16 protein-coding genes are annotated in these 13,083 nt (G+C 67.6%); 7 read left to right on the forward strand and 9 right to left on the reverse strand.

Translation table 11 applies throughout. From position 1 onward, the window contains the following. The first annotated feature begins 110 nt into the window (after positions 1-110). Positions 111-782, forward strand: coding sequence for a GntR family transcriptional regulator (locus tag AC3RCC_RS12725; protein ID WP_492258621.1), 672 nt, complete (start codon positions 111-113; stop codon positions 780-782). 210 nt (positions 783-992) lie between these two features. Here the strand turns inward: AC3RCC_RS12725 and AC3RCC_RS12730 are convergent, their stop codons facing one another. Further along, positions 993-2,366, reverse strand: a complete 1,374-nt coding sequence (locus tag AC3RCC_RS12730) for a serine hydrolase domain-containing protein (protein WP_492258622.1) — start codon at positions 2,364-2,366, stop codon at positions 993-995. 177 nt (positions 2,367-2,543) lie between these two features. On the opposite strand from AC3RCC_RS12730, the gene AC3RCC_RS12735 reads away from it, so the two are divergent. Next, entirely contained in the window at positions 2,544-2,756 is a 213-nt protein-coding gene (locus tag AC3RCC_RS12735; protein ID WP_066469761.1) for a DUF3126 family protein, read from the forward strand. A gap of 276 nt (positions 2,757-3,032) precedes the next feature. Here AC3RCC_RS12735 and AC3RCC_RS12740 read toward each other — a convergent pair whose 3' ends face one another. Then, positions 3,033-3,758, reverse strand: a complete 726-nt coding sequence (locus AC3RCC_RS12740) for a hypothetical protein (protein WP_291638514.1) — start codon at positions 3,756-3,758, stop codon at positions 3,033-3,035. Positions 3,759-3,961: 203 nt separating this feature from the next. Here AC3RCC_RS12740 and AC3RCC_RS12745 point away from each other — a divergent pair, with 203 nt between their 5' ends. Both AC3RCC_RS12745 and AC3RCC_RS12750 read left to right on the forward strand, forming a co-directional pair. Further along, positions 3,962-4,291: a DUF6949 family protein gene (locus AC3RCC_RS12745; RefSeq protein WP_291647392.1), complete on the forward strand. Its 330-nt coding sequence runs from the start codon at positions 3,962-3,964 to the stop codon at positions 4,289-4,291. Between the two features lie 55 nt (positions 4,292-4,346). Continuing rightward, positions 4,347-4,877 (forward strand): gamma carbonic anhydrase family protein, encoded by a 531-nt coding sequence (locus AC3RCC_RS12750; protein ID WP_291638512.1) that lies wholly within the window; start codon positions 4,347-4,349, stop codon positions 4,875-4,877. Between the two features lie 204 nt (positions 4,878-5,081). On the opposite strand, the gene AC3RCC_RS12755 is transcribed toward AC3RCC_RS12750, so the two are convergent. The 3 genes from AC3RCC_RS12755 to AC3RCC_RS12765 all read right to left on the reverse strand — a co-directional run bounded on the left by AC3RCC_RS12755 (position 5,082) and on the right by AC3RCC_RS12765 (position 7,358). Further along, positions 5,082-5,714: a transglutaminase-like cysteine peptidase gene (locus AC3RCC_RS12755; protein WP_492258623.1), complete on the reverse strand. Its 633-nt coding sequence runs from the start codon at positions 5,712-5,714 to the stop codon at positions 5,082-5,084. Between the two features lie 391 nt (positions 5,715-6,105). Further along, a complete protein-coding gene (locus AC3RCC_RS12760; RefSeq protein WP_291638510.1) occupies positions 6,106-6,720 on the reverse strand; it encodes a PilZ domain-containing protein in 615 nt (204 codons plus the stop codon). A gap of 65 nt (positions 6,721-6,785) precedes the next feature. After that, positions 6,786-7,358, reverse strand: a complete 573-nt coding sequence (locus AC3RCC_RS12765; RefSeq protein ID WP_291638509.1) for a PAS domain-containing protein — start codon at positions 7,356-7,358, stop codon at positions 6,786-6,788. A gap of 388 nt (positions 7,359-7,746) precedes the next feature. On the opposite strand from AC3RCC_RS12765, the gene AC3RCC_RS12770 reads away from it, so the two are divergent. Continuing rightward, on the forward strand, positions 7,747-8,568 hold the full coding sequence (locus AC3RCC_RS12770; RefSeq protein ID WP_492258624.1) for a rhomboid family intramembrane serine protease: 822 nt from the start codon (positions 7,747-7,749) through the stop codon (positions 8,566-8,568). Positions 8,569-8,743: 175 nt separating this feature from the next. Continuing rightward, a complete protein-coding gene (locus tag AC3RCC_RS12775; protein ID WP_291638507.1) occupies positions 8,744-9,175 on the forward strand; it encodes a CBS domain-containing protein in 432 nt (143 codons plus the stop codon). A 158-nt stretch (positions 9,176-9,333) separates the two neighbouring features. Here AC3RCC_RS12775 and AC3RCC_RS12780 read toward each other — a convergent pair whose 3' ends face one another. From AC3RCC_RS12780 to folE, 3 genes are all read right to left on the reverse strand, one after another. After that, complete coding sequence (locus AC3RCC_RS12780; protein ID WP_291647388.1) at positions 9,334-10,296, reverse strand: patatin-like phospholipase family protein; 963 nt, start codon at positions 10,294-10,296, stop codon at positions 9,334-9,336. A 194-nt stretch (positions 10,297-10,490) separates the two neighbouring features. Continuing rightward, positions 10,491-10,895 (reverse strand): phosphoribosyl-AMP cyclohydrolase, encoded by a 405-nt coding sequence (gene hisI, locus AC3RCC_RS12785; RefSeq protein ID WP_492258625.1) that lies wholly within the window; start codon positions 10,893-10,895, stop codon positions 10,491-10,493. A 192-nt stretch (positions 10,896-11,087) separates the two neighbouring features. After that, a complete protein-coding gene (folE, locus tag AC3RCC_RS12790) occupies positions 11,088-11,729 on the reverse strand; it encodes a GTP cyclohydrolase I FolE (RefSeq protein ID WP_291633086.1) in 642 nt (213 codons plus the stop codon). 162 nt (positions 11,730-11,891) lie between these two features. On the opposite strand from folE, the gene AC3RCC_RS12795 reads away from it, so the two are divergent. Continuing rightward, complete coding sequence (locus AC3RCC_RS12795) at positions 11,892-12,341, forward strand: iron-sulfur cluster assembly scaffold protein (RefSeq protein ID WP_291633088.1); 450 nt, start codon at positions 11,892-11,894, stop codon at positions 12,339-12,341. 5 nt (positions 12,342-12,346) lie between these two features. Here the strand turns inward: AC3RCC_RS12795 and AC3RCC_RS12800 are convergent, their stop codons facing one another. Continuing rightward, positions 12,347-13,078: a phosphatase PAP2 family protein gene (locus AC3RCC_RS12800; RefSeq protein ID WP_291633090.1), complete on the reverse strand. Its 732-nt coding sequence runs from the start codon at positions 13,076-13,078 to the stop codon at positions 12,347-12,349. Positions 13,079-13,083: the final 5 nt, after the last annotated feature.

The raw sequence follows: 13,083 nt of genomic DNA on the forward strand, positions 1-13,083 counted from the left end.
TTTCGACATAGGATTGTCTATTACGCTGAGGCTGCGCTAGCATCAGCCGGCGGCACGGGCGGGAGCTTCGGCGCCGGCATGATCCGTTCACCCGCATCGAGGCCGTGAAGATGCTCACCATCGCCCCGCCGGACGCGTCTGTCGGAGAGCTGGCTTATCGCCGTATCCGCGCCGACATCATCTTCGGCAGGCTGGCGCCCGGGCAGAAGCTCAAGCTCGAGGTGCTGCGCGAGGGCTATGGTGCCAGCGTCAGCACCTTGCGCGAATTGCTGAACCGGCTCGCCTCGGAAGGGCTGATCGCGGCCGAGGGCCAGAAGGGCTTCATGGTCTCGCCGGTCTCGGCGACCAATCTGCGCGAGATTGCGGCGATGCGGCTGCTGCTCGAAGGCCACGCGCTGGCCCAGTCCTTCGAAGCCGGCGACATGGAATGGGAGGGACGCGTCGTCGCCGCCCATCACAAGCTCGCCCAGATGGAAAAGCGCATGCTCGACAAGGACCGGGCCGATGCCGAGCTCTGGAAGCGCTATGACTGGGAGTTCCATCACGCGCTGATCTCGGCCTGCGGCTCGCAGGTGCTGCTCGAGACCCATGCCGCGATCTACGACAAATATCTGCGCTACCAGATGGTCGCGGTGATCTTTCGCGGGCAGATCGCCGCCGAGGAGCATCAGATCCTGCTCGATTCCGCGTTGAAGCGCGATCAGGAGCGGGCGGCCGCGGTGCTCGGCACCCATGTCAACGCCTGCGTCGAGCATACGCTGGGATTGAGCAAGCTCGGTTAGCTCCAGCGGTGGGCTGCTTTTGGGCAGCCGCGCGCTTACGATCCGGCATTTGCTGTCTTCATGCGAAACCTTCGCCGTCATTCCGGCCGCAGCGCAGCGGAGTGCCGGAATCCATCATAGGGCTCAGTGCCTTCCGATGGATTCCGGATCTGCGCGGCTAGCGCCGCTTGTCCGGAATGACGGCGTAGGTTTGGCGAAAAATTCGCAAGGCTAGCCGCTGGCCCCGCCATAGCGCTCAATCATCTCGGCGCGCAGCGCGTCCTCGCCGATCGCCTGGCCGCCGCCGAGCCAGACCGACGTGACCTTGCCCGCGCCGTCGCGCGCGAGCCGGGTGGGCTCCCCCGGGCTGTGGAAGGCCGAGGCTTTGACGATCCGGCCGCGATCGGGGGCCTCGACCGTGATCTCCGGGGCGTCGAGGAAGGGGGTGAACAGGGCCGGATTGGCGCAGAGCACCTTGCTCTCGCCCGGCACGAGGTCGCCGGCTCCCCAGATCGTCCACCAGCGGCCGGTCCAGTCCTGCGTCGTCCTGGAGGGGGCGCCGTGCTCGGAGAAGGCCTTGAGGATGTGGACGACGCCGTCGAGCCAGGGATGGGCGAGGCCGTCGATCGCATTGGTCAGCACCGAGACGGTCAGGTCCTGCTCGGGCAGGATGACGGTGCGGGTGATGAAGCCCTGGAAGCCGCCGGAATGGCCGACCCAGTGCCAGTCGCCTTCGCCGCCGGAGATGGTGCCGAGCCCGTAATGCCGGCCGAGGCCGCTTTCGCTGTCCGGCCAGAGCCGGCGCGTCATCTCGCGGCGGCTGAGCGGCGACAGGATGCTGGCTTCGGCGCGCGGCGAAAGCTGCGCGAAATAGCGGGCGACGTCGGCGGCGGTCGCGACGAAGCCGGCGGCAGCGGTCATGGCGTTGCCGGGATTGTCGGCCGGGATCACCACGCGCCGGCCGAGCGGCTGGGTGCCGCTATGGCCCTTGGCCATCGGGCCGGTCCACAGGCCGATATCGGGCTGCGTCTCGCGCAGGCCGGCGGGGGCGACGATCTCGCGGAGAATCCAGTCGGGATAGGTTTCGCCGGTGACCGCCTCGATCACCAGCCCGAGCAGGGCGAAGCCGTGATTGGAGTATTTCAGGCGCTGGGCCGGCGGGTAGACCGGCGGCTGCGCGAGGTCGGCCAGCAATTCCTCGCGGCGGCTATAGGGCCGACGATCGAAGAACTGGCTGGAATCGGCGCCGTCGCGAACGAGGCCGGCGCTGTTGGAGAGGAGCTGGGTGAGAGTGACCTTCGCGACGTCCTCGTGCAGACCCGGCACATGGGCGCCGACCTCGTCGTCGAGGCGCAGGCGGCCGGCCTCGGCGAGGCGCAGCAGGCCGGCGGCGGTGAAGCTCTTCGAATGCGAGGCGATGCGAAAGCCGTGGCGCGGCGTCAGCACCTCGTCGCTGGTGAGGTCGGCCTTGCCGAAGGCGGCCTCGAGCGCGATCTCGCCGCCGCTGGCGATGGCGAGCGCGCAGCCGGGCTGGTCGTGATGGCGACGCTGGAAGGCGAGCCAGCTTCCGATATAGTCGAGGGCGGCGGGCAACCAGGGTTTCATCGCAAGACCTATCCTTCGAGCCGGTTCAGCGGGAACATGTCACGCGCGGCGCCGTTGCGTCAGGTGCTCGGGCGGATGGGCCCATGCAGGTCGCGCTCGTCCGGGGGAGGTGCCGTTTCGCTTGCTCTCGCCGGCCTCGCATGGCATCCGTCCGCCCAACGCAAAAGGATCGCCCACGTGGACAAGACCGAACTCGCCAAGCTCGAAGCCTATCTTCGCCGCACCTTCTCGAACCATCAGATCAGCGTGCGGGCGCGGATGAAGAAGACCGATTCCGCCGAGGTCTACCTCGCCGACGAGTTCATCGGCATCATCCATGTCGACGACGAGGACGGCGACCGCTCCTTCAACTTCACCATGGCGATCCTCGACGTCGATCTCGACGATTGAGGCCGCCGAAGGCTTGGCGGAAACGTGCTTTCCGGCCGAGCCGAGCTCGCCATGCCGGCAGGCGGCGGAGCCGCTCAGCACCGGAAACTATCCTGGAACGCCGGAGTCCCGCGCTGGATTCCGGCGTTTCGCTTTGCTCCGGCCGAAATGCCGGCGCTTCCGGCGCTGACCCCTCTATAGCGTCGGACCGAAAGCGGACTCCGCTTTTCGGGAAATTCCGATGCCGTAACAATGAGATAGATCGCAGCGACCGCGTCCTGACGGACGCGCGGCGATCTAGCGCACCAGCCGGTCGACGGTGCGGCGGACGCCGCCGAGCATCAGTTCCCAATCGGCGATGATGGCGCGCGGGAAGCGGATGTTCACATCCATGCCGCGATGGCGGAAGGTCACCCGGCAGAGCTCTTCCAGGCCCGAGCCCGCCACCTCGACCGGGCAGCGTGCCGCAAAGCCGCGCCCGTCCGGCACCGAGACGAAGAGTTCGTCGCCTTCGAAAGGCGAGCCCTTGCGGAAGCCGCGCACCACCAGCCCGCCGGGATTGGACCAGACCGTGTGCGTCAGGAAGCGGGCATAGACCGAGAGCTGGGTCGCCGGCTCGTTGACCTTGTCCTGTGGGCTGAGGGTCACCAGCAGCCGGCGGCGCGTCTCCGGCGAGACCGGACCGAGATCCGGCCAGGCCAGCCGCAGCCTGGCCATGCCGACGAGGCGGCCTTCCTCGGAATCGGCACCGGTCAGATTCTCGGGGATCGCCAGCACGGTCGCGCCGACCCGTGTCGCCTGAAGCTCGTCGCCGGTGTCCTGCGGCGTGCGGCTCGCCAGCAGGGCGAGCCCGGTGCCGGCGATGCCGAGGGCGAGCACGGCGCCTGCGAGGCGCAGCAGCGCCCGGTCGCCGCTCGGCAGAACAGGGGCCGGCCGGCGCTGCAGCCGGTGGCGGATCAGCGTCGCGACATCGGCGGCGGCGTGGCCTGGATAGTGGCGTTCCGGTGTGGCGTGAAGGCTCATGATCGATGCATCCGGGCAGCCGGCGGCGCGGCCTTTGCCAAGACTGAATCAGAGCGGGCTTAACGCGGCGTAAACCATGTTGGCCGGGCCGGATCTCGCCGGCGGGAGGCGGCATGGTTAACCAAAGGTTACGAAGCTGCTTTCCGCTCCGGCCGGCTTGCGTCATGCTCCGGCATCGCCAGTCGCGTGAGGCCCGTGTTCCCGTGTCGCTCGAACCTGCCGCCGTGGAGGCGCTGAAATCGCTGTTCGTCGGCTTCGCCTTCGCCGGGCTGCTGGCCAGCGCCTTCGAGTTGTTCACGCAGCGTCGTGCCGGCTTCGAATTGCTCGAGACCGGCGGGGTGAGGGCGGTGGCGAGCGTTCCGGTCGTCGTCTTCAGCGCGCCCTTCCTGATCATTCGCAATACGGTGATCGGCCGGCGCCTCGAGGGACGTCCCTTCTTCTTCGTGATGGCGGCGAGCATGATCGCCTCGCTGTGGAGCCTGATCAGCGGCCGCGTCGTGCTCGACCTGCTGCTGCTGCTCGGCGCGGCTTGACGGCGGGGGCGCGGGCCCTGCAATCCTCGGCTTCCGCCAAACGAGGATCATGCCGATGCCGCTTTATTCGCTCGATGGGACCCAGCCGGAGACACCGCCGGAAGGAGAATGGTGGCTGGCTCCCGACGCCCATGTGATCGGCCGCGTCCGAATCGGCCGCGAGGTCGGGATCTGGTTCGGTGCGGTGCTGCGCGGCGATAATGAGTGGATCGAGATCGGCGAGCGCACCAACATCCAGGAAGGCTGTGTGCTGCACACCGATATGGGCTCGCCGCTCAGCATCGGCGCCGGCTGCACCATCGGCCACCGCGCCATCCTGCATGGCTGCACGATCGGCGAGAACAGCCTGGTCGGCATGGGCGCGACCATCCTCAACGGCGCAAAGATCGGCCGCAACTGCCTGGTCGGCGCCAATGCGCTGGTGACCGAGGGCAAGGAGTTTCCCGACAATTCGCTGATCGTCGGCTCGCCGGCTCGCGCGCTGCGCTCGCTCGACGAGGCCGCGGCCGCGGATCTGGGCGATTCGGCCGCCGGCTATGTCGCGAACTGGAAGCGCTTCGCCGCCGGGCTGAAGCAGATCGACTGAGACCGCCGCCCATCCGAAAACGAAGCGGGCCGGCCCCCCGGGGAAAGGGGGCCGGCCCTAGACGTCGCCCGGTCGGGGACGGGTGGGTGGGGACGTGACCGGGTCGCGCCATCGATCCGGCAGGGCGTCAGCGCTATGCGCGTCCGTCGCTGCCATTGTTCTCGATCGCGCCGGAGTCCCCGTCCGGCGCAGATCCGGTCCAGTTCAGCGCAGCGACGCCACGGTCGGCGTCGACAGGCCGCCGAGCGAGGTCCAGCCGACGCGGGCTTGCGACTCGCGCTTCACATAGGTGTAGCCGGTCTGGCTCCAGGGCAGGATCGCGTTGCGCTTGTTGTCGAGGATGAGGTCGCCGCGATCGGTGCGGATCATCAGCACCGCATGCCCGGCATTGTCTTCGTCGATCACCACGGTGACGCGCATGGCCCGGCGCGGGATGCCGGCCTCGGCGAGGCGCTTGCGCTTCAAGAGCACGTAATCCTCGCAGTCGCCCTTTCCGTCGGTCGGAATGTCCCAGCGGTCGACCACGCCCCAGTGATCCTGGTCGGTGATCGCCTCGATCTCGCGATTGGCCTTGAGATTGGTGGCGACGACGATCTTCCAGAGTTTCGGCGTCAGCTCGACCGTGTCGTCTTCCTGCGTGTTCACGGCGCATTCCGACGGGGTGCGCTTGCAGAAATCCGTCCAGGCATAGGGCGCACGGGCATCGCCATTGGCGATGATCGGCGCGCTGGCGACCGGCAAGCCCGCGCTCTGCGACTGAGCCTGTGCCGTGGTGGCGGCCAGACCGATCGCGGCGGCGAGCAGGCAGCTGTGAAATCCCCGAACCTTCGAAAACATGTCGTCCCCTTTCCTGTCCCGGGGATGACTTTGACTTGCGGCTATCCAGATCGCTTGAAGTGAAAGCGAGCAATTTTATCTAAATCGGCTTTTGCGCCGAGCATCCAATTCAGTACAAATCAAGTATAAATCTCATTGTAATAATTTTGAGCGCTCGCGCAAGGATTTGTTAACCAGCCGCGCGCCGCTGTCGGTGCAGCGCCGCCACGTCGGACATGATCGGGAACGCAGCGGGGGGAGGCTCGGCGGCCGGGCTTCGGCCGCTCGGGCGCAGCGCGGGAAGATCGCACGGGCGGAGCGCCGGGCGTGCTGGCGGACGCTGCCGGGCGATCTGACGCCCTGTCGGTGGGGATGTTCGGAGCGTTGCGGCCCTTTCCGGGCCGCGGCCGGCTCAGAGCTCGAGATTCTCGTCGAGCAGATCGGCGGAGAGGGGCATCCGGAACTCGGCGGCATAACCGCCGTCGAAGCGCCGCACGATCCTGGCAGGAGTGTTGCCGAGGCGCACGGGGGTGCCCATCGGCAGCTGGTGGTCGGTGGCGAAAGCGGCGCCGGAGAGCGAGAAGTCGATCAGCCGCACGGAATGCTCGGTGCCGTCCTCCAGCGTCACGACGCAGCGCGGATTGCGCGGCACGACGCGCTCATGGCGGCGATCCTCGGGCAGGCCCAGCTCGTCGCGGTTCGCGAGCCAGGTCAGCTGCGCCGTGAACTTCTCGCGCTTGCGGCTCGTCGCGGTGATGGTCATCGCGAAACCGTCCGGCGTATTGCGGACGGCGAAGCCCTCGACGCGGCCGAGATGTTCCAGATAGATGATGACGCGGTCGCCGGCCGAAGGCTTCGCCGGGGCGATGACGCGCAGGCCGCCGGGCGAGATGTCGGTGGTCTGGCAGGGGTATTCCATGCGGTTCGGCAGCATATAGCGGCCGAGAAGCACGACCTTCATGCGCTGATGGCGCCTGCGCTCGACAGGCGCCGCCGCTCTCCTCTGATTGTTCGGCGCGGTCAGCATGGCAGGTTCCGGTTCTTAACCGGAGTTACCCTAGGGTGACGCTGGTTAAGAGTTGGTTAGCCTTTTCAGGCACGACCGCCGGGCAGGAGCAGCAATTTCGGCCGCTTGTCGGAAGCCGGCGTCTCGATCTGGCGAGGAGAAGGGGTTCCGGGCCAGATCATCCTGAGCGAGATCATCCGCATCGAGTCGAGGGTGTCGAGCCCGAGCCATTCCGGCGTCACCGCCGGGGAGAGGGCGCCGAGAACGCGGGCATGGGTGCGGCCACGATAGCGCAGCGGCAGCAGGAGCAGCTCGAGATGCACGCTCGCGCCGGAGATGGTTTCGGCGGACAGCCCGGCGACCGCACCGGCGGTTTCATCCATTACGGTCTGGACCAGCCGGCGCATCTCACCCTGGGCCTCGACACCGGGCCAGAGCGCGGCGAAGGCGCGGCCGCGCTGCTCGCGGCCGAACAGGGCGCAGAGCCTCGTACCGGCGAGCCGGAAGACCGGGCCGATCGGCTCGTTCTCGAGAACGAAAGTGTCGGCCAGCGCGTGGCGCAGCGCACCGGGCTCGATCTCGCCGCGTTCCGGGGCGTTGCGCTCGCCGCGCAGCTCGTCCCAATAGTTAAAAACCAGACGGGTGCTGGGGTTCTTCATAGCATGGTCCAATCGGGGCCTCGCCCTTCGATCTGTGGCGGATGCGTTCCAAACCGGGGCGCATCCGTGCGAATCGGGGACGTTTGAGTCCTTGGCTGAGCGAGGGACGCAGAGTGCGTGCCGGGATGCCATGGCGGCGTGCCGAGATCGGCCGGCAGGGGGTTGTTAGGGTTAACAAATCGTTAGGATTGTGGATAACCGCTTAAAATGCGATCTATTCGGCCTGCGGAATTTGCCGTCGCGCGCTGCGTGCCGGCATCCGGCTCGAAGGGTGGCGTGGGGACGCGACCGGCCAAGGGGGCGGGAAGGGGAGGGCTCGCGCGCTCCCCTTTTCCTTTTCCCGCCTTTGCGATTGTCTGGCGCGCCAGCTTGAGCCAGTGAAGGACCCATGTCCGCGAACCCAGACGATCGCCTCCGGCTCCCTCCGCGCGAGCCCATCCTCAACCTGCCCGCCGCCGTGGTCTGGCTGATCGCGGCGCTGGTTCTGGTCCAGGGCGCGCGCGAATTCCTCGACGCCTATGACGATTTCGTCGTGATGTCCTGGCTCGCCTTCGTCCCGGCGCGGCTGAGCTTATGGCTCGAGCCGGAGCGGCTGAACGAGCTGGTACAGTCGCTCGGTACCTTCGGCAGCACCGAATTCGGCCAGCGTCTGCAATTGATCAGGTTGCTCCTGGCCGATGGTGGCCCGCGTCTGTGGACGCTGGTGAGCTATGGTCTGCTGCACGGTTCCTGGCTGCACCTGGTCTCGAACGTGGTCTGGCTCGCCGCCTTCGGCAGCCCGGTGGCAAGGCGCCTCGGGACCGCGCGCTTCCTCAATCTGATGGCGCTTTCGACGATCGCCGGAGCCTTGCTGCACTGGTGGTCGCGCGAGCTCGACGTGCTGCCGCTGGTCGGCATCTCGGCCGGCGTCTCGGGGGCGACGGCGGCGGCGATCCGCTTCGTCTTCTCGCCGGGCGTGCATTTCGGCGGACTCGGCCATGACGAGGCGGTGCGGGCGATCCCGGCCGAGCCGCTCGGCAGCCTCTGGCGCAATTCGCGGGCGCTCCTGTTCATCGTGATCTGGTTCGTCACCAACATCCTGTTCGGCGCCGGGCTGGTGCCGATCCTCGGCGAGGAGACCAGCATCGCCTGGGAGGCGCATATCGGCGGCTTCGTCGCCGGATTGCTGCTCTTCCCCTTGCTCGACCGCGGGCCGATCCGCCGGCGCTGAGGCCGGCAGCGGGATCGCAAGGACCGCCTTGCCGTCGCCGCAGAGTTCGCCCACATTCGAACCAGTCCAGCGTAACGCCGGATCGCAGATGGGGGCGACCTGTCGGCTGGCGGCGTTGCAGTGGTTCCAGTGGCCTGCGCGCCCTTTGCGGCGCCTATCGTCGGAGGAATACTCGATGAACGTCGCTCATATCCTCGGAAACAAGGGTCACGAAGTCGTCGCGCTGCAGCCGCATCGCACGCTGGGCGAAGCTGCCGGCACGCTCGCCGAAAAGCGCATCGGCGCCGTGGTCGTGACCGGGGCCGATGGCAGCCTGCTCGGCATCCTCTCGGAGCGCGACATCATCAAGGCGCTCGGCGCGAGCGGCGTCGATGCTCTGTCGAGCCCGGTGTCGCGGGCGATGACGGCCAAGGTGGTGACCTGTCGGCTGGAGACCAGCATCGACGAATTGATGGAGATCATGACCTCCGGCCGCTTCCGGCATGTGCCGGTGGTGGAGGACGGGCGCATCGCCGGGATCGTCTCGATCGGCGACGTCGTCAAGCACCGCGTCGCCGAGATCGAGGCCGAGAGCAAGGCGATGCGCGACTATATCGCCATGGCCTGAGGCTGGAGCCCCGATAGCGCGCTCAATTCTCCGCGCGTTGCACTGTCATCCCGGGCTTGTCCCGGGATCCATCGCAGAGCGTCGGAGCCTTCCGATGGATCCGGGATCGGCTCCGCTTCGTGGCTTGTCCGGGATGACGGCGTGGCTCCGCGCCCGCCTCAGGAAAGCGGCACCCGGTTGGCGGCGATGACGGCGGCGATCTCGTCGAGCGCGCGCTCGGTCGCCTGGCGTCCGAGCGCGATCGCCTCTTCGGCACGATGGAAATCGAACAGGCCGACACGGCCGAGCTTCGGGCCGATCATCACATCGGGCGGATCGCCGGCGAGACGCGAGCGCGAGATCCGGTCCTGGGTGATGTTGAAGGCGTCGATCATCACGCCGACCAGACCGGGCTGGTCGTTGTTGCGGCCGGTGAAGCCGCGCACGCGCTCGCGCACGCCGCCGAACCAGCCGGAAACCGCCGGCGCCGGCTCGCTGGCAAAGGTCTCGGGGTCGGGATCGGCACCGTGCGACTGGATGACGGTGCCGCGCCCGGCCATGTCGGTGTTCAGATTGACACAGAGCACGACATCGGCGCCGAGCGCCCGGGCTGCGGAGACCGGGACCGGATTGACCAGGGCGCCGTCCATCAGCCAGCGGCCGCCGAGCTTGACCGGGTCGAACACGCCGGGCAGCGCGTAGGAGGCGCGCAGGGCATCGACCAGCGAGCCGCGCGTCAGCCAGATCTCGTGGCCGGTGCCGAGCTCGGTCGCGATGGCGGCGAATTTCGGCGGGAGATCGGCGATCTGTAGCCCGGCCAGATCGCGCTCCAGCAGCCGCTTCAGCCGGCCACCGCCGATAAGCCCGGCGCCGCCGATATGGAAGTCCATCAGGCCGACGACGCGCCGCTTGGTCAGGCTGCGGGCGAATTCGGTGAGTTCCGCGAGCTTGCCGGCCGCGAAGCAGCCGCCGACGACCGCGCCGATCGAGGTGCCGGCGATCACGTCGGGGGCGTAGCCCGCCTCATCCAGGGCCTCGAGGACGCCGATATGGGCCCAGCCGCGGGCGGCGCCGCCGCCGAGCGCCAACCCGACCCGCGGCCGGCCGTAGCGGGCCCCGGTTTGGATGGTGAGATCGTTCATCACAGCTCCGCCGCCGCCCAAGCCGAAAGCGCGCCTGGCAATCTGATCCAGTCTCATTGGCACGGTCCTCCGCGAACCCAGAGAATCGCGCCGGCCGGTGAGCGCCAGGTGAATGCGCCTGGAGCGCGAGGCGGTTACCGGTCGCTTTTGAAATAAATATGAAAGCTTGGTTTAAGGATTGCCAATGCCCTGCCTCAGGCGAGGGTCAGGGGCGCTCCGGCCTCATGGCGCAGCGGCACCGAGCGGTAGAAGCAGCTGCGCCGGTGGGTATGGCAGCAACCGCCATCGCCGCCGACCTCGACCTTGATCCAGAGCGCGTCTTGGTCGCAGTCGACGCGCATCTCGACGATGGTCTGGACCTGGCCCGACGTGTCGCCCTTGTGCCAGAGCTCGCTGCGCGAGCGCGACCAGTACCAGGCCTCGCCGGTCTCGATGCTGCGCTTCAGCGATTCCGCGTTCATATGCGCGACCATCAGCAACTCGCCGGTCTTCGCATCGGTTGCGATGCAGGTGACGAGGCCGTCGCGGTCGAATTTCGGCGCGAGCACGGCGCCCTCTTCGATCGCCCGCTTGTCGGAAAGGGTGGGGAAGGCGGTCATGCTGGGCATTCCTGGCTGGGCTGGCATCGCTTGTCTGCTCTCGTGGTCATTCCGGACTAGCCGCCCTCGGGTCCGGCCTTTGGCCGGCCCAAGGACAGGCTCCGCGGCGACGACCCGGAAGCCATCGCAGGGCCGCGGCACTCTACGATGGATTCTGGGACTGCGCTGCGCTTGCCCGGAACGGCGGAGTGGTCAAAGCCCCGGCGATTTCACCATTGTGAAGAAGCGGACCTGTTCGGCGGCGTCGCGGAAGCGGCCGGTATACTGCGTCGTCAGGGTCGAGGAGCCCTGCTTCTGCACGCCGCGCATCGACATGCACATATGTTCGGCCTCGACCAGGACGGCGACGCCATGGGGCTTCAGCGACGTCTCGATCGCATGGGCGATCTGGGCGGTCATCGTCTCCTGCGTCTGCAGGCGTCTTGCGAAGACATCGACGACGCGGGCGAGCTTCGACAGGCCGACGACGCCGCCATTCGGGTAGTAGCCGATATGGACCTTGCCGACGAAGGGCACCATGTGGTGCTCGCAATGCGAATGGAACGGGATGTCGCGGACCAGGACCATGTCCTGATAGCCGTCGACCTCCTCGAAGACCCGGTCGAGGATCTCGCCGGCGTCCTGGTCATAGCCCCTGTACAATTCGCGATAGGCCTTGGCGACGCGGGCCGGGGTCTCGAGAAGCCCTTCCCGCGACGGATCGTCGCCCGCCCAGAGAATCAGGGTGCGGACCGCTTCCTCGACCTGAGCCTGCGTCGGCTGGGTGATGATGAACTTGTCTGCGGAGGGGCTGATCGCCCGCTCTACGGACAAGGACTTAACCACATTGTCCATGTGGAGCCTCCCGTTACGGTTTAGCCGGCCTGCTCGTGCGGGCCAGCGTGACAGACAAGTTCGCCCTGCTCGTCCAAAATACCGGGCGCCCTCCCCGAGAGAGCGCCGGCACTCTATATTGGGTGCGAAAGCCGGCAACTCCAGACCCGGCCGGGGCGGCCGATGCTGAACGAAGTCTATAACAAGCGTATCCTGGAACTGGCAGGAAACATTCCGCTGCTCGAGCGGCTGCCAGAACCGGACGCGACCGCGACGGCGCATTCGCGCCTGTGCGGCTCGACCGTGACGGTCGATCTCACCATGGCCGGCGATATCGTCACCGGCTTCGGGCATGATGTGCGCGCCTGCGCGCTCGGCCAGGCTTCCTCCTCGATCATGGCGCGCCATGTCGTCGGCTCGACGGCGGCTGAGCTGCGCGAGATCCGCGAGCGGGCGAGGGCGATCCTGAAGGAGAACGCCGAGCCGCCGGACGGCAAATGGGGCGACCTTGCCGTGCTGGTGCCGGTGCGCGAGTTCAAGGCCCGCCATGCCTCGACCATGCTGACCTTCGACGCGGTGGTCGATGCGATCGGCCAGATCGAGGCGAAGCGGGGCGAGACGGCGACGGGTTGAGCCGCTTATTTGAGCCCGAAGGCGAGGCGGATCTCCGGCAGCGTCTCGTTGTAGCGGACGCGGAAGGTCGGGTCGGCGAGAAGGGCCTTGCCGACGACGCGGCCGATCTTGTCTCCGGCCTCGAGGTCGCTGCGGAAATGGAAGCCGCAGACGAGCCGGCTCTCATTATAGGATTTCACCCGCTCCTCGAACCTGTCCGCGAGCTCCGGCACCGCTTCCGAGAGCAGGGTCGCATAGAGCGCGGCGGTCGCGGCATGGGCCGAGGGGAAGGAGGTGCCGCTCGGGCGCCCGCCCGGGCAGGGCTTGATGCGGACCTTGCTCCACATCAGGAAGGGCCGGGTGCGGTTGGTCAGGCGGTTGACGCTGCGCAGCAGGATGCTGAGCTCGATCTGCGCCTCGCGCATCAGGAGGCGCACCTCGCGATGGGTGTTCTCGACATAGGCGTGGTCGATGCCGTTCAGGAACGCGTTGAGTGTCTGGTACTGGTCGGCGATGGCGGCCTTCTCGCGCTCCGGCGTGCGGGCGCCGGAGATCGCCTGGACCTCCTCGAACTCGGCCTTGGCTTCGGGGGTGTTCTGGCCGGGCGGCAGGCCGATCACCTTGGCGACGTCGATTTTGGCGGCGTCGAGCCAGATCAGATAGGGTCGCTGCTGGGCTTGCGCCGGTACGGCCGCGGCCAGGGCAAGCATCAGCCCGGAGAGGGCGAGGGTGTTTGCGAAGGAGCGAGCGCGCATCATGTCCA

The organism is Allobosea sp. GW823-FHT01F03, from assembly GCF_058798075.1.